Origin of the sequence: Sphaerotilus mobilis (assembly GCF_004216565.1) — a bacterium.
Classification (GTDB): domain Bacteria; phylum Pseudomonadota; class Gammaproteobacteria; order Burkholderiales; family Burkholderiaceae_C; genus Sphaerotilus; species Sphaerotilus mobilis.
Window position 1 is genome coordinate 130,351 of sequence record NZ_SGWV01000013.1, and the last position, 24,242, is coordinate 154,592.

The 24,242-nt window shown below is 68.8% G+C and carries 20 protein-coding genes; 9 read left to right on the forward strand and 11 right to left on the reverse strand.

The genetic code is table 11. The features are described from left to right. Window positions 1–30 precede the first annotated feature (30 nt). The 5 genes from leuS to groL all read left to right on the forward strand — a co-directional run bounded on the left by leuS (window position 31) and on the right by groL (window position 6,659). Window positions 31–2,733: a leucine--tRNA ligase gene (leuS, locus tag EV685_RS19580; RefSeq protein WP_130483753.1), complete on the forward strand. Its 2,703-nt coding sequence runs from the start codon at window positions 31–33 to the stop codon at window positions 2,731–2,733. 12 nt (window positions 2,734–2,745) lie between these two features. Continuing rightward, a complete protein-coding gene (locus EV685_RS19585; RefSeq protein ID WP_130483754.1) occupies window positions 2,746–3,306 on the forward strand; it encodes an LPS-assembly lipoprotein LptE in 561 nt (186 codons plus the stop codon). 13 nt (window positions 3,307–3,319) lie between these two features. Then, on the forward strand, window positions 3,320–4,396 hold the full coding sequence (holA, locus tag EV685_RS19590) for a DNA polymerase III subunit delta (RefSeq protein ID WP_130483755.1): 1,077 nt from the start codon (window positions 3,320–3,322) through the stop codon (window positions 4,394–4,396). 190 nt (window positions 4,397–4,586) lie between these two features. After that, window positions 4,587–4,877: a co-chaperone GroES gene (locus EV685_RS19595; RefSeq protein ID WP_130483756.1), complete on the forward strand. Its 291-nt coding sequence runs from the start codon at window positions 4,587–4,589 to the stop codon at window positions 4,875–4,877. A gap of 138 nt (window positions 4,878–5,015) precedes the next feature. Then, entirely contained in the window at window positions 5,016–6,659 is a 1,644-nt protein-coding gene (gene groL, locus EV685_RS19600; RefSeq protein ID WP_130483757.1) for a chaperonin GroEL, read from the forward strand. Between the two features lie 112 nt (window positions 6,660–6,771). Here the strand turns inward: groL and EV685_RS19605 are convergent, their stop codons facing one another. From EV685_RS19605 to EV685_RS19625, 5 genes are read right to left on the reverse strand one after another with little or no spacing between them, the layout of a single operon-like run. After that, the gene (locus EV685_RS19605) at window positions 6,772–7,803 is read right to left on the reverse strand and encodes an ABC transporter ATP-binding protein (RefSeq protein WP_130483758.1); all 1,032 of its coding nucleotides are present in this window, start codon (window positions 7,801–7,803) and stop codon (window positions 6,772–6,774) included. After that, on the reverse strand, window positions 7,800–8,810 hold the full coding sequence (locus EV685_RS19610; protein WP_130483759.1) for an ABC transporter ATP-binding protein: 1,011 nt from the start codon (window positions 8,808–8,810) through the stop codon (window positions 7,800–7,802). The genes EV685_RS19605 and EV685_RS19610 overlap by 4 nt, the downstream gene beginning before the upstream one ends. Before the next feature lies 1 nt (window position 8,811). Beyond that, window positions 8,812–9,720 (reverse strand): ABC transporter permease, encoded by a 909-nt coding sequence (locus tag EV685_RS19615; RefSeq protein WP_420820843.1) that lies wholly within the window; start codon window positions 9,718–9,720, stop codon window positions 8,812–8,814. Between the two features lie 46 nt (window positions 9,721–9,766). Next, on the reverse strand, window positions 9,767–10,747 hold the full coding sequence (locus EV685_RS19620; RefSeq protein WP_130483761.1) for an ABC transporter permease: 981 nt from the start codon (window positions 10,745–10,747) through the stop codon (window positions 9,767–9,769). A 27-nt stretch (window positions 10,748–10,774) separates the two neighbouring features. Then, window positions 10,775–12,355, reverse strand: a complete 1,581-nt coding sequence (locus tag EV685_RS19625; RefSeq protein ID WP_130483762.1) for an ABC transporter substrate-binding protein — start codon at window positions 12,353–12,355, stop codon at window positions 10,775–10,777. Between the two features lie 143 nt (window positions 12,356–12,498). On the opposite strand from EV685_RS19625, the gene EV685_RS19630 reads away from it, so the two are divergent. After that, a complete protein-coding gene (locus EV685_RS19630; protein ID WP_130483763.1) occupies window positions 12,499–13,176 on the forward strand; it encodes a glycosyltransferase in 678 nt (225 codons plus the stop codon). Further along, on the forward strand, window positions 13,173–14,846 hold the full coding sequence (locus EV685_RS19635; RefSeq protein WP_165396872.1) for a methyltransferase domain-containing protein: 1,674 nt from the start codon (window positions 13,173–13,175) through the stop codon (window positions 14,844–14,846). Before EV685_RS19630 ends, EV685_RS19635 begins: the two co-directional genes overlap by 4 nt. A 96-nt stretch (window positions 14,847–14,942) precedes the next feature. Here the strand turns inward: EV685_RS19635 and EV685_RS21240 are convergent, their stop codons facing one another. The 4 genes from EV685_RS21240 to EV685_RS19655 form a co-directional block, all read right to left on the reverse strand. Then, the gene (locus EV685_RS21240; protein ID WP_130483765.1) at window positions 14,943–15,356 is read right to left on the reverse strand and encodes a pilin; all 414 of its coding nucleotides are present in this window, start codon (window positions 15,354–15,356) and stop codon (window positions 14,943–14,945) included. Between the two features lie 115 nt (window positions 15,357–15,471). Beyond that, complete coding sequence (locus EV685_RS19645) at window positions 15,472–17,343, reverse strand: tetratricopeptide repeat protein (protein WP_130483766.1); 1,872 nt, start codon at window positions 17,341–17,343, stop codon at window positions 15,472–15,474. Window positions 17,344–17,358: 15 nt separating this feature from the next. Beyond that, window positions 17,359–19,059 carry a tetratricopeptide repeat protein gene (locus tag EV685_RS19650; protein WP_165396874.1) on the reverse strand — a complete coding sequence of 567 codons (1,701 nt, stop codon included), beginning with the start codon at window positions 19,057–19,059 and terminating at the stop codon, window positions 17,359–17,361. Window positions 19,060–19,141: 82 nt separating this feature from the next. Continuing rightward, a complete protein-coding gene (locus tag EV685_RS19655) occupies window positions 19,142–19,495 on the reverse strand; it encodes a hypothetical protein (protein ID WP_130483768.1) in 354 nt (117 codons plus the stop codon). Between the two features lie 59 nt (window positions 19,496–19,554). On the opposite strand from EV685_RS19655, the gene EV685_RS19660 reads away from it, so the two are divergent. After that, entirely contained in the window at window positions 19,555–21,393 is a 1,839-nt protein-coding gene (locus EV685_RS19660) for a PglL family O-oligosaccharyltransferase (protein WP_165396875.1), read from the forward strand. Window positions 21,394–21,417: 24 nt separating this feature from the next. Here EV685_RS19660 and moaC read toward each other — a convergent pair whose 3' ends face one another. Beyond that, the gene (moaC, locus tag EV685_RS19665; protein ID WP_130483770.1) at window positions 21,418–21,948 is read right to left on the reverse strand and encodes a cyclic pyranopterin monophosphate synthase MoaC; all 531 of its coding nucleotides are present in this window, start codon (window positions 21,946–21,948) and stop codon (window positions 21,418–21,420) included. A gap of 83 nt (window positions 21,949–22,031) precedes the next feature. On the opposite strand from moaC, the gene EV685_RS19670 reads away from it, so the two are divergent. After that, complete coding sequence (locus tag EV685_RS19670) at window positions 22,032–23,636, forward strand: M48 family metalloprotease (RefSeq protein WP_242615687.1); 1,605 nt, start codon at window positions 22,032–22,034, stop codon at window positions 23,634–23,636. 24 nt (window positions 23,637–23,660) lie between these two features. Here EV685_RS19670 and EV685_RS19675 read toward each other — a convergent pair whose 3' ends face one another. Continuing rightward, window positions 23,661–24,017: a phage holin family protein gene (locus EV685_RS19675; protein WP_130483772.1), complete on the reverse strand. Its 357-nt coding sequence runs from the start codon at window positions 24,015–24,017 to the stop codon at window positions 23,661–23,663. Window positions 24,018–24,242 lie beyond the last annotated feature (225 nt).

The following is a 24,242-nucleotide window of genomic DNA, read 5'->3' on the forward strand; positions in this document are numbered from 1 at the left end:
GCTCCGCCTCCTCTTGCCAGTCCGCGCACCATGAACGAGAAATACGATCCCGCCGCCGTAGAAGCTGCTGCCCAGTCGCAGTGGCAAGCGGCCGATGCCTACCGCGTCGTCGAGGACGCCCGCGACGCCGCGGGCCAGCTCAAGCCCAAGTTCTACGCCTGCTCGATGCTGCCGTACCCGAGCGGCAAGCTGCACATGGGCCATGTGCGCAACTACACCATCAACGACATGCTGACCCGTCAGCTGCGCATGAAGGGCCACAACGTCCTGATGCCGATGGGCTGGGACGCCTTCGGCTTGCCGGCCGAGAACGCCGCGCTGAAGAACGGCGTGCCGCCAGAGAAGTGGACGCGCGAGAACATCGCTTACATGAAGCGCCAGATGCAGGCGATGGGCCTGGCGATCGACTGGTCGCGCGAGGTCGCCACCTGCGACCCGAGCTACTACAAGTGGAACCAGTGGCTGTTCCTGAAGATGCTGGAAGCCGGCATCGCCGAGCGCCGCACCCAGGTCGTCAACTGGGACCCGGTTGACCAGACCGTGCTGGCCAACGAGCAGGTCATCGACGGCAAGGGCTGGCGCTCGGGCGCGGTGGTCGAGAAGCGCGAGATCCCCGGCTACTACCTGGCGATCACGAAGTACGCCGAGGAGCTGCTGTCGGCCGTGGCCAACCCGGACGACCCGAGCTACCTGAGCGGCTGGCCCGAGCGCGTGCGGCTGATGCAGGAGAACTGGATCGGCAAGAGCGAGGGCGTGCGCTTCGCCTTCCCGCACGACATCCGCGGCGCGGACGGCTTGCCCATCCAGGGCGGCAAGCTGCATGTCTTCACGACCCGTGCCGACACCATCATGGGCGTGACCTTCTGCGCCGTCGCGCCCGAACACCCGCTCGCCACCCATGCGGCGGCAAGCAACCCGGCGCTGGCGGCCTTCATCGCCGAATGCGCTCAGGGTGGCACGACCGAGGCCGAACTCGCCACGCAGGAGAAGAAGGGCCTCGCCACGGGCCTGTTCGTCACCCACCCGCTGACGGGTGCCCAGGTCGAGGTCTGGGTCGGCAACTACGTGCTGATGAGCTACGGCGACGGCGCCGTGATGGGCGTGCCGGCGCACGACGAGCGCGACTTCGCCTTCGCAAAGAAGTACGGGCTGGCGATCCAGCAAGTCGTCGCCATCGAAGGCGAGGCCTACTCGACCGATGCGTGGGCCGAGTCCTATGGCGACAAGCAGCGCGGCGTCTGCGTCAACTCCGGCGTGCTGGACGGCTTGACCCACAAGCAGGCGGTGGCCAAGGTCTCGGAGCTGCTCGGCGCGCTTGGCCTGGGCGAGAAGAAGACGACCTGGCGCCTGCGCGACTGGGGCATCAGCCGCCAGCGCTACTGGGGCACGCCCATCCCCATCATCCATTGCGACGATTGCGGCCCGGTGCCGGTGCCCGAGCAGGACCTGCCCGTTGTCCTGCCGATCGACTGCGTGCCCGATGGCAGCGGCAATCCGCTGCGTCTGCGCAGCGATTTCCTGAACGTCGCCTGCCCGCGTTGCGCGAAGCCCGCACGCCGCGAGACCGACACGATGGACACCTTCGTCGATTCGTCGTGGTACTTCATGCGCTACTGCGATGCGCAGAACAGCGACGCCATGGTGGGCGACGGCACGCGCTACTGGATGCGTGGATCGGGCCAGGCCGCTGGCGGCAGCGGCATGGACCAGTACATCGGTGGCATCGAGCACGCCATCCTCCACCTGCTCTACGCGCGCTTCTGGACCAAGGTCATGCGCGACCTGAAGCTGGTCCAGGTCGACGAGCCCTTCACCCGCCTGCTCACGCAGGGCATGGTGCTCAACCACATCTACAGCCGCCGCACCGACAAGGGCGGCATCGAGTACTTCTGGCCGCACGACGTCGACAACGTGCTCGACGCCACCGGCAAGATCATCGGCGCGACGCTCAAGGCCGATGGCAGCGCGATCGACTACCAGGGCGTGGGCACGATGTCCAAGTCCAAGAACAACGGCGTCGACCCGCAGGACCTGATCAACTCCCACGGCGCCGACACCGCCCGCCTGTTCGTGATGTTCGCGTCGCCGCCCGAGCAGACGCTGGAGTGGAACGACTCGGCGGTGGAGGGCGCGCAGCGCTTCCTCAAGCGGGTGTGGGGCTATGGCGCGAAACACGAGGCGGTGCTTCAGGGCGCGGCCGACATCGCCTCCGTGGCCGCCGACATCGCCGGCGACGCGCGGGCGCTGCGCCGCGAGGTCCACACCGTGCTGCGCCAGATCAGCCATGACTACGAGCGCATGCAATACAACACCGTGGTCAGCGGTGCGATGAAGCTGCTCAATGCGCTCGAAGGCGCGAAGCTTGACGCCAGCGCGGCCAGCGCCGCCGTCATGCGCGAGGGCTATTCGGTGCTGCTGCGCGCGCTCTACCCGGCCTGCCCGCACATCGCCCAGGTGATGTGGAACGAGCTGGGCTACGACACCCGTCTGGGCGAACTGCTCGACGCGCCGTGGCCGGCTGTCGACGAGGCCGCGCTGGTGCGCGACGAGATCGAGCTGGTGCTGCAGGTCAACGGCAAGACGCGTGGCGCGATCACCGTGCCGGCCAGCGCCGACAAGGCGGCGATCGAGGCGATCGCCGGTGCGTCCGAAGAGGTCGCCCGCTTCGCCGAGGGCCGCCCGATCAAGAAGGTCATCGTCGTGCCGGGCCGTCTCGTCAACGTCGTGGCCTGAGCCCGCAGGCCGATGAACACGCGCCGTGCCTGTCTGACCGGCATCGCGGGGCTGGCCGGCGTGGCGCTGGCCGGCTGCGGCTTCCAGCTGCGCCGGCCGCCCGAATTGACGCTCAAGCGGGTCCATCTGGCCGGCTTCGGGCATGACTCGGCGCTGGCCGACGAGCTGCGTCGGCAGTTGCGCATGAGCCCCGGAGCCAGCCTCGCGGCCACGCCGGTCGCCTCCGACCTGGTGCTTGAATCGGTGCTGGACCAGTCCTTGCCCGTGGTGGCGACGCTCACCGCCGCCGGCCAGGTGCGCGAGCTGACGCTGCGTGCGTCCTTCACCTTCCGCGTGCGCCGGCCCGACGGCGCGGAGCTGATCGCACCGACCGCGCTGATGCAGTCGCGCGAGATGAGCTATGCCGAGAACGACGCGCTGGCCAAGGCGCACGAGCAGCAGTTCCTCGTCCGCACCATGCACCAGGACATGGCCCGCCAGGTGCTGCGCCGGCTGGCGGCCCTGACGGCGGACACGCCGGCCACGTCCGCCGCGCCTGCCGCACCTGCCGTTCCCGCGTCGGCGCCGCGCTGAACGGATCACGACCATGCAACTGCGCGCCGACCAGCTCGAAGCCGCCCTGCAACGTGGCTTGCGTGCGCTCTACGTCATCCACGGCGACGAGCCGCTGCTGGTGCAGGAGGCTGCTGACACCCTCCGCGCGGCCGCCCGCGCCGCTGGCCACAGCGAACGCAGCGTGCACACCGTCGCGGGCGCGCACTTCGACTGGTCCGGCCTGCTGGGCGAGGCCCAGGCGCTGAGCCTGTTCGCCGATCGGCGGCTGATCGAGATCCGCATTCCCTCGGGCAAGCCCGGCAAGGACGGCTCTGAGGCGCTGCAGCGTTATGCCCAGGCGCTGCCGGAGGACACCGTCACCGTCATCAGCCTGCCCCGGCTGGACCGCACCCAGCTGACCAGCGCCTGGTTCACCGCGCTGGACGGCGCCGGCGTGAGCGTCAAGGTCGAGCCGGTTGACCGCCGCGCGCTGCCGCAGTGGATCGCCCAGCGCCTGGCCGCGCAGCAGCAGCGGGTCGAGGACGGCGAGCCCGGCCAGCGCGCGCTGGCCTTCTTCGCCGACCGCGTCGAAGGCAACCTGCTCGCCGCCGTCCAGGAGATCCGCAAGCTCGCGCTGCTGCACCCGCCCGGCGTGCTCCGCTTCGAGCAGATCGAGTCGGCGGTGCTCAACGTCGCCCGCTACGACGTCTTCAAGCTCGGCGAGTCGGTGCTGGCCGGTCAGGCCGCGCGCGCGCTGCGCATGCTCGAAGGGCTGCAGTCCGAGGGCGAGGCCGCCGTGCTGGTCCACTGGACGCTGGCCGAGGACCTGCGCGCGCTCGCCCGCGTCGCCGCCGCGCTGCGGGGCGGCCGGCCGCTGCCGATGGCGCTGCGCGAGGCGCGCGTCTGGGGCGTCAAGGAAAAGCTGTTCGAGCGCATCGCGCCTCAGCTCGACCCGGCCCGTGCCGACGCGCTGGTGCGGGCCGCACACGCCTGTGACGGGATCGTCAAGGGCCTGCGCCAGCCTGGCTGGCCGAGCGAGCCCTACGGCGCTCTGCGGCAGTTGGTGCTGATGACGATCGACGCGGTCCAGTCCGGCCGCAGCGCCCGGCCGCTGGCCTTGCACCTCTGATCGTTAGATCACGCGGGCCTCTTGAAACGGCGGGGACCGTTCCTATAATCTGATTCCGTTAGCACTCGACATCGGTGAGTGCTAGCGATGGCGGACAGCCTCGCGGCCCCGTCCCGCCGTCGAACGCGTTACCCCGGTTCGCGTCCTGCGCACCGACCCACCGCACCCTGTACGACTCCAAGGAGATGCAATGAAGCTTCGTCCCCTGCACGATCGCGTGATCGTCAAGCGCCTCGAAAACGAGACCAAGACCGCCCTGGGCATCATCATCCCCGACAACGCCGCCGAGAAGCCCGACCAGGGCGAGATCCTGGCCGTCGGCCCGGGCAAGCGCAACGACAAGGGTGACTTCGTCGCCCTGAACGTGGCGGTTGGTGACCGCGTGCTGTTCGGCAAGTACAGCGGCCAGACCGTCAAGGTCGATGGCGAAGAACTGCTCGTCATGCGCGAAGAAGACCTCTTCGCCGTGGTGCAAAAGTAAGTTGAGTCCCCTGGCGGCGGTCGTGGCGGTGCCGCGATCCTCGTCATTCCCCTCGCGGGGGCTCGGACCTGTCCGGGAAGCCTGGACGCGGTCCGGCTCTCTCCGCGACGAACCCACCCAAGAATTCGGAGTATTCACATGGCAGCAAAAGACGTCGTTTTCGGCGCTGACGCCCGCGCCCGCATGGTCGAAGGCGTGAACATCCTGGCCAACGCGGTCAAGGTCACCCTGGGCCCCAAGGGTCGCAACGTGGTTCTGGAGCGCTCGTTCGGCGCCCCCACCGTCACCAAGGACGGTGTCTCGGTCGCCAAGGAGATCGAGCTCAAGGACAAGCTCATGAACATGGGCGCCCAGATGGTCAAGGAAGTCGCTTCCAAGACCTCGGACAACGCCGGTGACGGCACCACGACCGCCACCGTGCTGGCCCAGGCCATCGTGCGCGAAGGCATGAAGTACGTGGCCGCCGGCATGAACCCGATGGACCTGAAGCGCGGCATCGACAAGGCGGTCACCGCCCTGGTGATCGAGCTGAAGAAGGCCTCCAAGGCCACCACCACGTCCAAGGAAATCGCCCAGGTCGGCACCATCTCGGCCAACAGCGACGACTCGATCGGCGAGATCATTGCCTCGGCCATGGACAAGGTCGGCAAGGAAGGCGTCATCACCGTCGAAGACGGCAAGTCGCTGAACAACGAGCTCGATGTCGTCGAAGGCATGCAGTTCGACCGCGGCTACCTGTCGCCCTACTTCATCAACAACCCCGAGAAGCAGGTCGCCCTGCTGGACAACCCGTTTGTCCTGCTGTTCGACAAGAAGATCAGCAACATCCGCGATCTGCTGCCGACGCTGGAGCAAGTGGCCAAGGCTGGCCGTCCGCTGCTGATCATTGCCGAAGAAGTCGACGGCGAAGCGCTGGCGACCCTGGTGGTCAACACCATCCGCGGCATCCTGAAGGTCGTCGCCGTCAAGGCGCCGGGCTTTGGCGACCGTCGCAAGGCCATGCTGGAAGACATCGCCATCCTGACCGGTGGCAAGGTCATCGCCGAGGAAGTTGGCCTGTCGCTCGAGAAGGTCACGCTGGCTGACCTGGGTCAGGCCAAGCGCGTCGAAGTGGGCAAGGAAAACACCACCATCATCGACGGCGCCGGCGCTGCCGCGGACATCGAAGCCCGCGTCAAGCAGATCCGCATCCAGATCGAGGAAGCCACCAGCGACTACGACCGCGAGAAGCTGCAAGAGCGCGTGGCCAAGCTGGCCGGCGGTGTTGCCGTCATCAAGGTCGGTGCTGCCACCGAAGTCGAGATGAAGGAAAAGAAGGCCCGCGTGGAAGACGCGCTGCACGCGACCCGTGCCGCCGTCGAAGAAGGCATCGTCGCCGGTGGCGGCGTGGCCCTGCTGCGTGCCCGTCAGGCCGCCGGCAAGATCGCCGGTGACAACCCGGATCAGGACGCTGGCGTCAAGCTGGTCCTGAAGGCCATCGAGGCCCCGCTGCGCGAGATCGTCGGCAACGCCGGTGGCGAGCCGAGCGTGGTGATCAATGCCGTGCTGGCCGGTTCGGGCAACTACGGCTTCAACGCCGCCAACGACACCTACGGCGACATGATCGAGATGGGCATCCTGGACCCGACCAAGGTGACCCGCACCGCGCTGCAGAACGCCGCGTCCGTCGCTTCGCTGATGCTCACCACCGAGTGCATGGTGGCCGAGGCTCCGAAGGAAGACGGCCCCGCCATGCCGGGCGGCATGGGTGGCATGGGCGGCATGGGCGGCATGGACATGTGATGTCCGGAGCCACCGGCCGGGTCTGACCCGATCGGTGGCTCATCGCCTGAGCCTCTGCGCCAGAAAGAAGGCCCGCGACAGCGATGTCGCGGGCCTTTTGCTTGTGGGGGCTTCAGGCCGCCTGGTGACAGGCGATCCGGATCGTCGCCCGCCCGCTGGTGACCGGGCGCAGCTCGGGCCGCTCGCTGCGGCAGCGTGCGTCGGCCTGCGGGCAGCGTGGGTGGAAGGTGCAGCCGCTGGGCGGGTTGAGCGGGTTGGGCACCTCGCCGAGCACCGGGGTGCGGGCCCGACCGGTGTCGTGCAGCGTCGGGATGGCCGCCAGCAGCATGCGGGTGTAGGGGTGGCGCGGGTCCTCGAACAGCGCGTCGCGCGGTGCCAGCTCGACCAGCCGGCCGAGGTACATCACGCCGACCGTGTCGCTGACGTGGCGCACCACCGCGAGGTTGTGGCTGATGAAGAGGTAGGTCAGGCCACGCGCACGCTGCAGGTCCTTCATCAGGTTGAGGACCTGGGCCTGCACGCTGACGTCCAGCGCCGAGGTGGGCTCGTCGCAGACCAGGAAGTCCGGCGCCGTCGCGATGGCCCGCGCAATCGAGATGCGCTGGCGCTGGCCGCCCGAGAACTGGTGCGGGTACTTCACGCCATCGGCCGCCGCCAAGCCGACCGAGGTCAGCAGCGCGCCGACTTGTTCGCGCCTCTGCACATCGTCCCCGCCGAGGCCGTGCACGCGCAGCGGCTCGGCGACGATGTCCTCGACCCGCCAGCGCGGGTTGAGGCTGGCGTAGGGGTCCTGGAAGATCATCTGGATGCGCCGCCGCAGCGCGCGTGCCGCATCGGGCGGTCCGGCATAGGCGGCCTGCGCGTCCTGGCCGTCGAAGACCAGGCGTCCTCGCGTGGCCTCGTACAGGCCGACCAGCAGGCGCGCCACCGTGCTCTTGCCGCAACCCGATTCGCCGACCAGCGCCAGCGTGCGGCCGCGCTCGATCTCGAAGCTGACGCCGTCGACGGCCTGCAGCCACTGGCGCGGCCGGCCGCTCAGCACCCGGTCCAGCCAGGGCGCGGAGACCTCGAAGCGCTTGGTCAGGTCGACGGCGCAGACCAGCGCCGACGTGTCCTGCTCCTGCGCGGGTGGCGTGCGCGTCATGTTGACGTCCCCCAGCGGACGTCATGCCGCCAGCAGGCCGCCTGCGTGGCACCCGCGGCGACCAGCGCCGGGCGCTGCGTGGTGCAGCGGGCATCGTCGCCGGCGTGCGGGCAGCGCGGGTGGTAGGCGCAGCCGCCCGGAATGGCGTCCAGACGCGGCATCGCGCCGTCGATCTGGTTCAGGCGTTCGCGTGGGTCACGGACCATGTCGGGGATGCAGGCCATCAGGCCGGCGGTGTAGGGATGGGCCGGGCGGTGGATGACCGAGGCGACCGGGCCGATCTCGGCGACCCGACCGGCGTACATCACCGCCACCCGGTCACAGGTCTCGGCGATCACGCCCATGTCGTGCGTGATCAGCAGCACCGCCGCGCCGCGCTGGCGGCAGACGGTGCGCAGCAGGCCGATGATCTGCGCCTGGATCGACACGTCCAGCGCGGTGGTTGGCTCGTCGGCCACGATCAGCTCGGGCTCGGCGGCCAGCGCCAGCGCGATCACGACCCGCTGGCGCATGCCGCCGGAGAACTGGTGCGGGTGGTGGTCGATGCGCTGTTCGGGCGCCGGGATGCCGGTGTCGCGCAGCAACTCGATGGCGCGCTCGCGGGCCTGAGCGGCGTTCAGCGGCAGGTGCGTCTGGATCGTCTCCACCAGCTGGCGGCCGACCGTGTAGAGCGGGTTCAGCGAGGTCAGCGGGTCCTGGAAGATCGCCCCGATGCGCTTGCCGCGGATGCGCCGCAGCCGCTCGGGCGGCAGGTCATCGATGCGCTCGCCATGCAGCAGGATGCGCCCGCCAGCGATGCGACCGGGCGGCTCCAAGAGGCCGATCACCGCCGCGCCGGTCAAGGACTTGCCCGCGCCCGACTCGCCCACCATGCCCAGGATCTCGCCCGGCGCGATCGAGAAGGAGACGCCGTCCAGCGCCCGCAGCGTGCCGCGCCGGCCAGGGAACTCGACCACCAGGTTCTCGACCTGGAGCAGCGGGGCAGGGGGGTTGAGGGTGGCCGTCATGTCAGCGCAGGCGAGGGTTGAGCGCATCGCGCAGCCAGTCGCCCAGCAGATTGACCGCCAGCGCGATCAGCACCAGCACCAGACCCGGGAACAGCGTGATCCACCATTCACCCGAAAACAGGTAGTCGTTGCCGATGCGGATCAGCGTGCCCAGCGACGGCGAGGTCGGCGGCGCGCCCACGCCCAGGAAGGACAGCGTGGCCTCGGTGATGATGGCCGTGGCGACCTGGATGGTGGCCAGCACCAGCACCGGTCCCATCACGTTGGGCAGCACGTGCTGTCGCATGATGGCCAGCGGCGCGACGCCGGTGACACGCGCGGCCTGCACGTATTCCTTCTGCCGCTCGACCAGCGTGGAGCCGCGCACCGTGCGGGCATAGGGCACCCAGCCGGTCAGCGTGATCGACAGGATCAGCACCCCGAAGGCGAGGCTGCCCGGCGCGTTCGGGAACAGCGCCCGGCCGACACCGGCGATCAGCAGCGCGACCAGGATGGCGGGGAAGGACAGCATCACGTCGCACAGCCGCATCAGCAGCGCGTCGATCCAGCCACCCAGGAAGCCGGCCAGCAAGCCCAGCGTGACGCCGATCAGCACCGACAGGGCGACCGAGGCCAGCCCCACCACCAGCGAGATGCGCGCGCCGTACATCAGCGCCGACAGGATGTCGCGGCCCTGGTCGTCGGTGCCCAGCACGAAGGCGGTGTTGCCGCCGTCCTGCCAGGCCGGCGGCAGGCGCGCATTGCCCAGTTCCAGCGTGCTCAGGTCGAAGGGGTCGTGCGGCGCCAGCCAGGGCGCGCCGAAGGCGGCGACCAGGCAGGCCAAGGCCAGCAGCGCGGCCAGCATGGCGCTGGGCGTGGACCTGAAGCTGTGGCCGATGTCGCCGGCCAGCCAGCGGCGCAGGGGCGCGATCACGTGGGAGTTCCTTGTCGGGTCGTCATGCGTGGCGGGCCGGGCATCAGTGGGCGCTGCGGCCGTCCAGCCGCAGGCGCGGGTCGACCGCCAGGTAGAGCAGGTCGACCACGAGGTTGATGACCACGAAGATCAGCGCGATCAGGCAGAGGTAGGCCGCCATCACCGGGATGTCGGCAAAGGACACCGCCTGAATGAACAGCAGGCCCATACCGGGCCACTGGAACACCGTCTCGGTGATGATGGCGAAGGCGATCAGCCCGCCCAGCTGCAGCCCGGTGATGGTGATGACCGGCACCAGCGTGTTGCGCAGCGCGTGGCCGAAGTGAATGGCGCGGTCGCTCAGGCCGCGGGCGCGGGCGAACTTGATGTAGTCGCTGCGCAGGACTTCCAGCATCTCCGCGCGCACCAGCCGCATGATCAGCGTGAGCTGGAAGATCGCCAGCGTCACGGCGGGCAGGGTGATGTGGTGCCAGCCCTTGAGGGTCAGCAGACCGGTCTTCCAGCCGCCCAGGTCGACCACCTCGCCGCGGCCGAAGCTCGGGAACCAGCCCAGGTTCACCGCGAACACCAGGATCAGCAGGATGCCGATGAAGAAGGTCGGCAGTGACACGCCCAGCAGCGAGATCGTCATGAAGACCTGCGCCAGCGCGCTGCCCCGCCGCAGCGCCGCATAGACGCCCATCGGCACGCCCACCAGCAAGGCAAGCGCGGCGGCCACGAAGGCCAGTTCCAGCGTGGCGGGCAGGCGTTCGGCGATCAGCTGCGAGACCTTGACGCCCTGTCGCAGGCTCATGCCGAACTCGCCGCGCATCGCGTTCCAGATGAACTGGCCGAACTGCACCAGCACCGGCTGGTCCAGACCCAGCTCGTTGCGGATGCGGTTGCGCTCTTCGGCGGTGGCGTCCTGCCCCAGCAGGAAGGTGACCGGGTCACCCACGTACTGGAACAAGGCGAAGGCGACGGCCGAGACCACCGCCATCACGACGATGGCCTGGGCCAGGCGGCGCAGGATGAAGGCCAGCATCGGCGCGCGCTCGTGGCGGGGCCGGCTTCAGTTGACCTTGACCAGCCGCCAGTCGAGCCGGTTGTCGGCCCGGTGCACCACGTCGATGTTCTTCTTCATCGCCCAGGGGATGACCTGGTTGTGCAGCGGCAGGTGCGACACGTCATCGGCCTGCAGCTGCAGCGCCTTGGTCAGCAGCTCGGTGCGCAGCTTCAGGTCGGTCTCCTTCTTGGTCCGCTCGACCATCGCGTCGACCTGCGGGTTCGAGTAGCGCCCGACGTTGTAGTTGCCGTCGCCACCGGCACCGACCGAACGCACCAGCGACTGCAGGCTGTAGAGCGCATCGAAGGTCGGCACGCCCCAGCCGAGCATGTAGATGCTGGCCTCGTAGCGCTGGATCATCGGGAAGTAGGTTGCCAGCGGTTGCGTGCGCAGCTTGGCCTTGACGCCCACGCGGGCCCACATCGCGGTGATGGCCTGGCAGATCTGTTCGTCGTTGATGTAGCGGTTGTTCGGGCAGGCGAAGTCGACCTCGAAGCCATTCGGGTAGCCGGCATCGGCCAGCAGCTTCTGCGAGGCCTTGGGGTCGAAGGGCAGGCGCTTGTCCAGCGCCTTGGTCCAGCCATTGACCTGCGGGGCGATCAGGGTGCCGGTGGGCTGGCCCAGGCCGCGCAGCGTCACGCGGGCGATGCTGTCCATGTCGATGGCCTGGTAGAGCGCGCGGCGCACCCGCTGGTCTTTCAGAGGGTTCTTGCCCTTCACGTCGCTGCCGGGCAGTTCGTCGCGGGACTGGTCCATGCCCAGGAAGATGGTGCGGTTCTCCAGCCCGTCGATCACCTTCAGCGAGGACTCGCCGCGCACCCGCGCCAGGTCCTGCGGACTCGGGTCGAGCACGAAGTCGACCTCACCGGACAGCAGCGCGGCCATGCGCGTGGCGACCGACTTGACCGGCGTGTAGACCACCTCGGTCACGTTGCCCTCGGCCTTGCCCCACCAGGCCGTGTTGCGCTTGAGCACCAGCTTCTGGTCGGGCTGCCAGGAAACCAGCTGGAACGGGCCGGTGCCGTTGGCGTTGCGGTGGGCGAAGTTCTCCTCGGGCGTCTTGATGTCCTTGGGCGCGACCGAGTTGTTCTTCTCGGCCCAGGCCTTGCTCATCATGCGCAGTTCGGTGAGCTGGTTGAGCAGCACCGGGTTCGGGTCCTTGGTGAAGATGTCGATCGTGCCGGCGTCGACCTTGACGACGCGGTCGATGCCCTGCGCATAGACCGCGAAGTTCGAGGTCTTGCTCATGGCCCGCTCGATCGAGAAGACCGCGTCGTCGGCGGTGAAGGCCGAGCCGTCGTGGAACTTGACGCCGCTGCGAAGCGTGAGGCGCAGCTGCGTGGGCGTGAGCTGCTTCCAGGCCGTCGCCAGCACCGGCTCGGGCTTGAAGGTGCGGCTGTTGTAGTAGACGAGGGATTCGTAGACAGCGGCATGGATGCCGTTGGCCAGCGCGTTGTTCTGCGAGTGCACGTCCCATGTCGGGATGTCGGCGGCGCTGGTCCACTTGAAGGTCTTGGCCTGCAGGCCGGCCGAGGCCAGCGTGGCGGCTGCGGCGGTGGCAGCGATCAGAGCGAAGCGGAACGTCATGGTCGTCTATCCCAGGTCAATGATCGAGTGGCGAGGATACCCAGCGCGCCCTGGATCAGCCTTGGGGGCCGGCCGGATTGACGCTGCTAGAGTGGTCGTTCAACGCCCACACCCTCGGCAAGAGCCTGAGCAAGAGCCGCACCATGATCCGCATCTTCATCGGCTATGACCCCCGCGAGACGGTTGCCTGGCATGTGCTGACGCACAGCATCCTGGCGCGATCCAGCCAGCCGGTCGCCTTCGTCCCGCTGGCGCTGGACAACCTGCAGGGCCTGATGTGGCGCGAGCGCAATCCGCTGCAGTCGACCGACTTCTCGTTCTCGCGCTTCCTGGTGCCGCACCTGAGTGGGTACGAAGGCTGGTCGCTGTTCATGGACTGCGACATGCTGGTGCGCGAGGACATCGCCCGCCTCTGGGCCCAACGCGACGAACGTTATGCCGTGATGTGCGTGCAGCACGACCACCGCCCGGCCGAGACCGTCAAGTTCCTTGGCGCTCCGCAGTCGGCCTACGGCAAGAAGAACTGGTCCAGCGTCATGCTGTTCAACAACGCCCGCTGCCGCGCCCTGACCCCCGAGTTCGTCAACACCGCCAGCGGCCTGGAACTGCACCAGTTCAAGTGGCTGTCCGACGACGCCGAGATCGGCCCGCTGCCCGCCACCTGGAACCACCTGGTCGGCTACGACGCCCCGCGCGAGGACGCCGCCAACGTTCACTTCACGATCGGCGGGCCCTACTTCCACGAGTACGTGGATTGCGAGCACGGGCCGGCATGGCGGGCGGAGCGGGAGGCGATGTTGCGGGTGGATCAGCGGGGGTGAACGTGGACGCATCGATGCGCATCATCTGGGTGATCGAAGGCCTGCAGGACGACGGACAGGGCGGCCACACCTCGCCGCTGGCGTCCTATCGCTACCGGGTCATCCTGCCGGCCGAGGGCCTGCGCGACCTCGGCCATGAGGTCCGCTTCGTCGAACTCGATGCCTGGCTGGCCACCGATCGTCCTGGCGATGCCGACATCGTCGTGATCGGCAAGTTTCTGCCCGGGCGGGATCTCGCGCGGTATCAGCAGCGCGGCACCCAGCTACTTGACCAGGCCCGCGTCGCGGCCGGGCAGGGTGCCCGCGTCGTGGCTGACTTCAACGACGACCATTTCGATCACCCGCAGATGGGCACCTATTGGCGCGGCCTGGCCGACGTGGCGCAGGTCCGGGTGGTGGGGTCCGAGGCGATGAAGGCCCGCCTGCTCGCGGTCTGCGGCGGTGTCGCCCAGGTCGTGGGCGACCCGCTGGGCTCGCCCCATGACCGGCCGCGCGTGCGTCATCTCGCGGTGCCGGGAGGATCGGCCTTGACACGTTGGTGGCGTGGCAGCGAGGCCGCCGGTGAGCGCCTCCAGCTGCTGTGGTTCGGGCACCCCGTCAACTGGCCGGCGATGGCGAACTGGTTGCCGGCGCTGGTCGGCCAAGCGGCGGAAGTTCCGATGTCGCTGGAGGTCGTCACCCAGCCTTTGCCACAGATCGTCGAGGCGCTGACGGCCGTCACACGCCGCAGCGAAGGTCGACTGCAGGCCCGTTGCCTGGCGTGGGACGAGGCGACCCAATGGGCCGCGCTGGAGCGCTGCGACATCGTGCTGATCCCCTCGGACCCGGACGATCCGCGCAAGGCGGTCAAGACCGCCAACCGCCTGACCGATGCGCTGCACGCCGGCCGCTGGGTCGTCGCCAGCCCCTTGCCGGCCTACCGGCCCTGGGCCGCACACGTCAGCCTGGTCGACGACCCGATCGACGGTCTGCGCCATTGGCGCAGCCATCCCGACGACGTCGAGGCCGCGCTGGTCGCCGGTCAGCGTGTGGTGGAGGAGCGTTGCAGTGTGCCGGCGGTGGCGCAGGCTTGGCTTGAAGCCTTCCAGACCGACCCGGCAGCGAGCTTGGCCAGCCGTGAGGTCCTGGAACTCGCCGTGTATCGCGACGAGGGGCGGATCCGGCTCAACCTGGGTTGCGGGGCCAAGATATGGCCCGGCTTCGTCAACGTCGATCTGGACCAGAACTGGTCGGGGCTGTCGCCGGACGTCATCGCCGACGTGACCGGCCCGCTGCCCTTTCCCGATGGCCACGCCGACGAGGTCCATGCCTATCACGTGCTGGAGCATCTGCCGCGCTGGGCGGTCGAGGATTGCCTGAGGGAATGGCAGCGCGTGCTCAAGCCGGGCGGTGCGCTGGTGCTGGAAATGCCTTGCCTGGACAAGATCCTGGCGATCTTCCAGCACCACATCGCCCAGGGCACGCCGGCGCCGATGCAACTCACCTTGTTCGGGCTGTTTGGCGACCCGGGCTACCGCAACGAGGCCATGCTGCACCGCTGGTGCTATTCCAAGCACGAGCTGCGCAAGTTGCTGGAACGGGTCGGGCTGGTGTCGATCGTCGATGAGCTCCCGCGCACGCATCGACCCGAGCGGGACGTGCGCATGATCGGCCGACGCCCTGAGAACTGAACCCACCAAGCAAAACGCCCCGCTGTTGCCAGAGGGGCGTCTGTGGACGCGCACCCGCCAATCGCGGGCCGCGTGATCAGCCTTCGAGCGGCTGGATCAGTCCTGGCGGCAGGACGACGGTTCGAGGTTGGTCGGGGACACGGCGCACGTCCAGACGACCGTTGAGGCACCGGCGTTCCAGCTCGGGGTCAGCAACACGACAACAGCGTTTGCACCGAATTCGGCCGAGACGCCTTCGATCCGGATCAAGCCGCTGGCCCCCACGGAGGCGCTGGCAACCTTGCCGCCTGCGCCCGGCGCAGTGATGCCCGAACCGTTCGTGAAACCGGCGTTCTGCGAGTTCTCGGTCACGGCGGTGCGGGTCGAACTGGCGGCCAGCAGCAGTTCCGAGACCTTCGCGCGCAGCGTGTAGTCGCGGTAGGCAGGCAGCGCAACCGCGGCCAGGATGCCGATGATCGCAACCACGATCATCAGTTCGATGAGGGTGAAACCTCGTTGGACAGACTTCATGACATTTCCTCCGGTCTAGGGAATCGGGTCCGGGACGCCCCGGTCGTGATGGAGTGGACAGCAAGCCCCGTACCCGGCGCAGATCCCGCAATCTGGGGGTGGAAATCCGATCAATTCAACTTTGGGCGCCGACTTCCGGCCCCTTGTCGAGGTCGGGACTGACACTTCTCGTCAGTGCGTGCAATTCAACTGACAGTTCGTGGCAGGCACTGCCCCAGTCACCGGCGCGCGGCTGTCGAAAGATCCGGCTGCTGGGATACCAGGGCAGCTGGGTCCGATCGGCCGTGTAGCGCCAACCCGGCGAGTGGGGCGTCAACACCCAGACCGGTCGTCCGAGAGCCCCCGTCAAATGGATGATCGACGTGCACACGCTCACCACCAGATCCAGTGCACAGACCAGGGCGGCCGTCTCGTCGTAGTCGGCGATGACGTCCGGGTGGTGGTCGATGGTGATGCCGTGTGTGGCCTGAAGTTCGGCCAGTTCGGCCCCGCAATCGCCGTACTGCAGGTTGACGAAGTGCAGGCCGGGACAGGACAAGATGGGCCGCCACTCGTTGACGCTGATCGAGCGCGCCTGGGTCCGAGTGCCGACGAGGCCGCCTCGCCAGGAAATGCCGATCACAGACCGGCCCTGGCTGCTGGCCCGCAGGCGTTGACGCCAGTGCTCGACGCGCGCCGGGTCTGCTTTCAGATAGCCTTCGTGGCGAGGAAAGTCAGCGTCTGACTGCCGGAAGAACCGAGGCAAGTCGCCCGCACTGATCTGCCATGTCGGGGTTGGACACCCGATCAGCCAGTCGGTGCTCTTCTCGCGTTCGGTGGCGATCAGGTGCAGGCCTGGAAACGAGCGCTTGAACAGGGCCAGCAGTCGCGGTTCACACTCGACGATGGTCTTGGGTGCGCGGGCTTGCAGGTCCGGCAGACACGACGCAAACATGATCTCGTCGCCCAGCCCTTGGTCGGCCAGCACCAGCAAGGTCTCGTTCGCCAGGGGGCGGCCATCCCAGTTGGCATAGGGCATGGGCCGATAGGGCACGGCACCGGCCCGGAAGCGGACCGAATAGTTGGCCCAGCCAGCCACCCAGCGGCCCTGCAGCAGGTCCAGCTGACTCAGGTACCAACGTGCAGCATGGTCACCGGGCCGCTCCGTCAGCAGACGTTCGAACATGGCGCGCGCACCGTCGAAGTCGCCCAGGTTCTGTCGGATCGACCCCATGTTGAGCTTCACGTCGGGCGGAACCTGCGGCGACAGCCGCAGCGCCTCCTCGTAGCAGGCCAGTGCTTGTCCTTCTTCTTCCGCCATCAAGTGAACATGACCGCGCGCGATCAATGCCTGCCGCCGGGTGGGTTGAATGGCCAGGCTGGCCTCGTAGGCGGCGCTTGCCTCGGCGTAGCGTCGGCGCATCCGGTGGGCTTCACCCAGCAGGTACCAGGCGTCCGCCTGGGGCTCGCCAACCAGGCAGCGCGCCGCTTCCTGCAAGGTGGTCTCGGCGTCCTGGAACTGGTCCAGCCGGATCTGCACTTCCCCCAGCTTCAGCCAGCCGACGCCCAGATCGGGATCCAGGGTGACCGCGACGTTCAGTGCATCCATCGCGGTCGACAGGTCGTGGCGAGCCAGCGCGATCAAGGCCAGTTCGAGCTGGACCGCAGCGGGTGCCACGTCAGGGTCTGACATCAGGAGATCGCAGCGTCGATGCGCCTCGTCGAGCTCGCCCCGCAGCCTGAGGCTTGCAGCGTCGAAGAGCCGCAGATGCCGATCGTCCGCCTCGTCCGGATGCTGTTTGCGCCAGTCGCTCAGCAGGTCGTCCAGCACGGTTCCGTTGGCATCAGATCCCGGCGCGTGCCCGCTGGCGCTGGCCAGGGCGGCCAGCGTCACGGGATCTGGACCGCGCAGTGACGGATGGCTGGACTCGGCGTCTTCCTTCGTCGATGGGACTGCGGATGACGTCTTGCCGAAGGCACGGCGCAGCTGCTGGAGCAGTCGGTTCACTTGGGCAACATCCGATCACGCCGGGTGCCGGACGGACTTGGCAGCGAGGGCTCGACCCGCCTCGGCCAAGGGGCCCTGCCAGTTGCCCGCTTCGGTCTGTCGGATCAAGGTCAGGCTGGGATACCAGACCATGCGAGGGCTCTCGGCACCGTAGCGCCAGCTCGGATTGACGGGGACCAGGACCGTCGCGTCCAGCCCGAGCGCGCCGCACAGATGGGCCTGGGTCGAGCACACGGTCAGCACGGTGTCGACGGCGCAGCTCAGGGCCGCCATGTCGTCCAGGTCGCCATAGCCGGAAATGCCTGGGTGCACCCGGATGCCGGTCACGGCCTCGGCGTGGGCCCGTTCGTCGGCGACGTTGCCGTATTGCAGGCAGACGAAGCTGGCGCCTGTGTGCTTCAAGCCTTCGATCATCTCGACCAGATCCAGCGAACGTTGCCGCCCGGCCGTCGACAACAAGCCGCCACGCCAGCTCAGGCCGATGATCGGTCTGGGCAGGTGCGCGAGCTGTTCGCGCCAGCGCTGCACGGCGATCGGGTCGGCGCGGAGGTAGCCGGTCGATTCGGTTGGGAACTGCGGGTCGGATGCCCGCAACCAACGAGGCAAGGTGCCCATGGGCACGTGCCGATCGAACGGTGGCAAGCGCGCAAGCCATGTGTCGCCGTTGTGTCGACCATCGTCGGGACAGATCGTCACGGCCGGGAAGGAGCGCTGGAACAAGGGCGCCAGTCGGGCCGGCAGATCGACGATGACATCGACGCCGGCCGCGATCAGGTCAGGCAGGCAGGTGCCGAACAGGATGATGTCGCCCAGACCCTGTTCGGCATGCACCAGCAGACGTTCGCCCGCGCGTGTTTGGCCATCCCAATCCGGCACGGGCACGGATCGCACGGGACCCGGAATCGTCCTGCGGCGGGCTTCGTAGTGTGTCCAGCCTTCCGCCCAACGTCCTTGCTGCAGCAGCAACTGGCCGAGGCCGCCGCCGGCATCCGCGTTGGTCGGTTCACGCGACAAGGCCAGCCGGAAGGCGGCTTCTGCTTCGGCGGGACGACCTTGCGACATGCGCAGTTTTCCGAGCCCGATCTCGGTCTCTGCAGATCCGGGCGACAGGACGCGGGCCTGTTCGAAGGATCGATCGCTGGCGGCGAAGTCACCGGCATCGGCCTGGAGGTCGCCCTGGATCACCCAGAAGCGCCCTTGCGAGGGCCGAAGCTCGATCGCCCGGCGAGCAGCGTCGAGGGAGCCTTGCACGTCGTCCGCCTGCCGTCTTGCAAGGGCCAGGTTGCTCCAGGCAAGGGCATGGTCCGGGCTCAAGGTGACGGCCTGCTCCAACTGGGTGACGCTGTTCGCGAACTGCCCGAGCTTGAAGCTCGCCAGTCCCAGGTTCAGCCAGGCGTGAGGATTGCCCGGGGAGCGTTCGATCGCATGTCCGAAACGGCGGCTGGCCAGTTCGAAGTTGCCCATCTCCAGTTCCACCAACCCCCAGTGCACCAGGATCTCGGCATTCATCGGATCGAGCTTGTGGGCCATCTCCAGGTGCAAGAAGGCGTCGTCCAGACGACGCTTCTTCAGCAGGGTCAGGCCCAGGCCCTCTTGCGCACGCGCATGTTCAGGCTTGGCGGCGAGTGCGGCGCGGAAGTGGGTTTCGGCGTCGTCGGTACGACCCTGTGCCAGGGCTTCGTCGCCCGATCTCGCGTGTTCATCGGCTCGTTGCAAGGCGGTTTCGACGACGGCCTCTGGGCGCTTTCCGCGCCCGAAGACGTCCTGCACCAGCGACTTCAACAACCCCATCTCACCCTCACCGCTTGCCGTCCGAAACCGGTCCCGCTGCGCGCCGCGTCATGTAGACCACGAGCGCTTCGGTCACCATCTCGATGAAGGGCTCGGGGTAGCCGCGTTCCTTCATCTCCCAGCGCAGCGCGTTGCCGAGGCGGGCCTTGCCGACCACGCCGAGGCGCCATTCCTGGGTCTTGGTGACGGCCTTGGTGATGACGCTTTCGAGGATGTTGGTGACCGCCTGCGGCGAGAGCTTGCGACCCTGGCCGCTGGCCATCGTCGGCGGGTAGCGGCGGGCCAGCTCGGTGGCCAGGGATTGCGCCAGGGACTTGATCTCGTTGGACCCGAACAGGCCTCGCAGGAAGTTCAGCGGCATGGTCTCGGCGCGCGTGGCCCGCAGTGTGAGGAGGGGCGATGAAGATAGCATGGCCGCCCATGAGTTCCCTGTCCCAGAGCCGTCCGGCGACCGACCCGTTGATGCCGCTGTTGGCCGGTGCGGTTGCGCTGCCCTTCCTGTGCGCACCGAGCTTCTCGCCGACCACCACCTTCCTGAACCAGTGGTTGTCGTTCGCCGGGCTGGCGTTGGTGCTGCTGGTCTGGCGGCTGTCGTGGCAAGCGGTGCGGCATGACGTGGTCATGTCGCGGGCGACGCGTGGCGCACGCTGGAACGCCCTGCAGGTGCTGATCGCGCTGCTGCTGCTGCTGGCCGTCGGTCAGGGCTGGACCGACGCGCCCCTCGGCCAGCGCCTGATCCCCATCGCCACGCTGCTGCTGGCCGCCGTGCTGGCCTGGATCGCCGGGCGCAGCGCGCGGACCTGGGCCGGGTCGGGCGAGGCCGATGGGGCGGGTGATCTCTGGTGGCATGGCCTGCTGGTCGGCCTGCTGGTGGCGGGGCTGCTGAGCGTGCTGGTGTCGCTCGTGCAGGTCTTCGCGCCCGATCTGGCCGACGGCCGCTGGGTCGCGGCGACGACCACGCCAGGGCGCGCGATCGGCAACATGCGCCAGCCCAACCAGTTGTCGACGCTGCTGCTGTGGGCCTGCGCAGCGGCGGTCTGGTTGTCGCACCGGCATGGCTGGCGCTGGCCGGTGACGGCCTTGCTGCTGACGCTGCTGGTCGGCGCGGAGGTGCTCAACGCCTCGCGCACCGGCATGGTCGGCGTCGCCTTGCTGGCGATCTGGGGCGTGGTCGACCGGCGGCTGTCGCGGGGCGTGCGGCTGGCGATGGTCGCGGGCATCGCCGTCTACCTGCTGGGCTGGTGGGCGATGGAGCAATGGGCCCAGCTGCAGGGCCAGATGTATTACGGCGACGACCAGCTGCGCAAGACGCTGCACGGCGATGCGAGCAGTTCGCGCGGGAAGATCTGGGCCAACACGCTGGCGCTGATCGCCCAGCACCCGTGGACGGGCGTTGGCGCCGGGACCTTCAACTTCGCCTGGTCGATGACGCCGTTCCCGGATCGCCCGGTGGCCTTCTTCGACCACACCCACAACATCGTGCTGGAGCTGGCGGTCGACCTGGGCCTGCCCTTTCTGCTGCTGGTGCTGGCGTTGGCGGCGCTGTTCGTGTGGCGGCTGCGCGGCGCGCTGACGCAGGCCGACGCGCTGCGCGCGCAGTCGGCCCGCTGCGCCGCCTTCCTGCTGGTCCTGGTGCTGGTGCACAGCCTGCTGGAGTACCCGCTCTGGTACGTCTACTTCCTGCTGCCCACCGCCTTGATCGCCGGCTGGCTGGCCGGGTTGGCGCCTCAGGCCGAGCCGCGCTCGACCTCGCGCGACGTGCCCGCCGCTGCCACGCTGCCGGTGCGCATGGCCAGGCTGCTGCTGCTGGCGGTTTCGGCGACGGCCCTGCTGGGGGCGATCGAGGCGGCGCGCCAGTACCACGATGTCGCCGTTGTCTTCGACCCCGGCCTGGTGCCCGGCGGGCGTCCCGGACCGCTGGCCGAGCGCATCGCCCAGGGCCAGCGCAGCGTGCTCTTCGGCCATCACGCCGACTACGCCCGGGTGACCATGGCGCCGCAGCCCGAGCAGGTGTTCGAGGACTTCGAGCGCCCGCTCTTCCACCTGCTCGACACCCGACTGATGGTGGCCTACGCCCGGGCGCTGCACGGGCGGGGTGACGAGGCCCGGGCCCAACACGTCGCGGCCCGGCTGCGCGAGTTCCGCAACCCGGCAGCGGCCGCGTTCTTCGCCCCGTGCGAGGACCGCACGGCGGGCGACCCCACGGCCTTCCCGTGCGGCCCCGATCCAGCCTTGACGGCCCGGGACCTGCGTCCCTGATCGCGCGTCAGCCGGTCGGGTCGGTCAAGCCGCTTTCCAGTGCCCGCTCTTGCCGCCCTGCTTCTCCAGCAGGCGGATGTCGGTCATGACCATGCCCTTGTCGGCGGCCTTGCACATGTCGTAGATCGTGAGCAGGCCGACCTGCACGGCGGTCAGCGCCTCCATCTCGACGCCGGTCTGGCCGAGCGTCTCGGCGGTGGCCGTGCAGTGCACGCCGGGCAGGTCGGCGTCGATGCGGAAATCGACCGCGACGCGGGTCAGCGGCAGCGGGTGACACAGCGGGATGAGGTCAGAGGTGCGCTTGGCGCCCTGGATCGCCGCGATGCGGGCGATGCCGATCACGTCGCCCTTCTTTGCATTGCCCTGCGTGATCAGGGCCAGCGTCGTCGCCAACATGCGGATCGAACCGCCGGCGGTGGCGACGCGGTGCGTCACGGCCTTGGCGGCGACGTCGACCATGTGGGCCTGGCCCTGGGTGTCGAAGTGGGTCAGCGCGCCCGCTTCGGGCGGTGTGGCCAAGGCGGCCGGGGAGGGGGAAGACGAGGATGCGGACATGGGTGGAAACGACCGTGCTTTGGATCCGGTGCATCATAGGTGCGGACCTTTTTGACGGGCTCGCGCCCCGCCCGGACATGCCCTTGCCGACTTCCCGAACTGCCGCGATCGCCCCCTTGCTGACGACGTTGCTGACGACCGTGCTGACGACCGTGCTGTTGGCCTTGCCCGCGCCGCAGCCCGTGATGGCACAGGTCACGAACGGTTCCGCCTTGCCCGCCCTGGGCGACGAGGCCGGTGATGAGCTGTCGGTGCCGGCCGAGGCCCGGCTGGGCGAACGCATCATGCAGCAGCTGCGCCGTGACCCGGACGTGGTCGACGACCCGCTGCTGGTCGAGTACATCGAGCGCCTCTGGTCACCGCTGCTGGCCGCCGCCAAGGCGCGTGGCGACGTCCCGGAAGACCTGGCTCAGCACCTGGCCTGGCAGACCTTCGTGGTGCGCGACCGCACGATCAACGCCTTCGCCCTGCCCGGTGGGCATGTGGGCGTGCACATGGGCCTGGTTGCGATGACGTCGACGCGTGACGAGCTGGCCTCCGTGCTGGCGCATGAGTTGTCGCACGTCAGCCAACGTCACATCGCCCGCATGATGAGCAGCAGCCGGCGCAGCTCCATGCTGGCGCTGGCGACGACGGTGCTCGGCATCATGGCGCTGTCGCGCAGCCCGGACGCGGCGCAGGCGCTGGTCTTCGGCGGGCAGGCCGTCGCGATCCAGGGCCAGCTCAACTTCTCGCGCGACATGGAGCGCGAGGCGGACCGCATCGGCTCGGGCATCCTGCAGGCGGCCGGCTACGACGGCATCGGCATGGTCGGCATGTTCGAGCGCATGGCCAGCGCCTCCCGCCTGACCGACAGCAACGCCTTTCCCTACCTGCGCTCGCACCCGCTGACTGGCGAGCGCATCGCCGATGCCCGCAACCGCCTGGGCGTCGATGCCGCTGCGGCGCCGACGCAGACCGCCGGTTCGGGCGGCGCCTCCGCGCTTTGGTTGCATGCGGCCATGCAGGGTCGTGCGCGGGCCTTGATGGACCTGCGCGACGCCACCCAGCAGCAGTTGGCCAGCCAGGCCTTGCCGACGACACGCGAGCCGGCCTCGCTGGCGACCGCCAGTGCCGTGGCGCTCGCGGCCACGCGGCTCAAGCTGTGGGGGCGTGCCGACCTCGCCCTTGCCCGGGCGCGTGAGCTGGCCGCGCCGCACGAGTCGGCCAGCCGCGCGGTGGTCGTCCTGAGGCTGGATACGCTCATCGCGCGTGGCGACCTGTCCGGAGCGATCGCGCTGCTGCAGTCGCTCGAAGGCGCCCGCATCGACGACGGCAGCCGCGCCGGCATGCTGGAAGTGGCGCAGGTGCTGATCGCGGCCCGGCCTCAGGTGCCGCTGGCCGACGAGCCCTTGCGCCGCCAGGTCGACGCGCTGCAGGTCTGGGTGTCCGGACACCCGGAGGATGCCGGCGCCTGGGACCACCTGTCGCAGCTGCAGCGGGCACGGGGCCAGACGCTGGCTGCCTTGCGCGCGGATGCCGAGGCCCATGCGGCGGTGGGGGACTGGCAGGGTGCGGCGGACCGGCTGCGAGCTGGTCAGCGCCAGTCGGCGCAGGACCCGATCGAGGGTGCGGTGATCGACGCCCGACTGAAGGTCGTCGAACAGCGCCGTCGCCAGCAGCTGCAGGACGAGCGGCGCGGCGAGTGAACCCGCGGTGCGGTGCGCTGGGCCTCAGGCCTCGCTGAAGAGCCGCGACAGCGCCGCGTCGATCACCATGCCGCAGACGCTGTAGATCAACGAGGCCAGCAGCGCCGAGCCGAAGCTCGCGACGGTGAGGTCGTCGAGCAGCCAGGCCGCGCCGTAGAACATCAGCGCGTTGATGACGAACAGGAACAAGCCCAGCGTCACCAAAGTGACCGGCAGGGTCAGCAGCAGCAGGATGGGCCGCACGAATGCGTTGAGCAGCCCGAGCACCAAAGCGGCCAGCAGGGCCGAGCGGAAGCTGCCGACGCTGACGCCGACATCGAGGTTCGCGACCAGCAGCAGGGCGGCCGCGAGCAGGAACCAGCGCACGAGGAGCTTGATCATGGCGTGAGGTCGGGCAGTGGCGTGAGGCGCGATTGTGGGCGATGGACCGTCGACCGGTCGCCGCCCCACCAACGCCGAGGGCCCCGCGCCTTGCAGCGCGGGGCCCTCGTGACGGATGAGGCGGACCGGGTGATCCGCCTCATCGGATCAAGGCTGATCCAGATCGATCAGAGCAGGCCCTTGAGCAGCCGGCCCATCTCCGACGGGTTGCGGGTGATGGTGAAG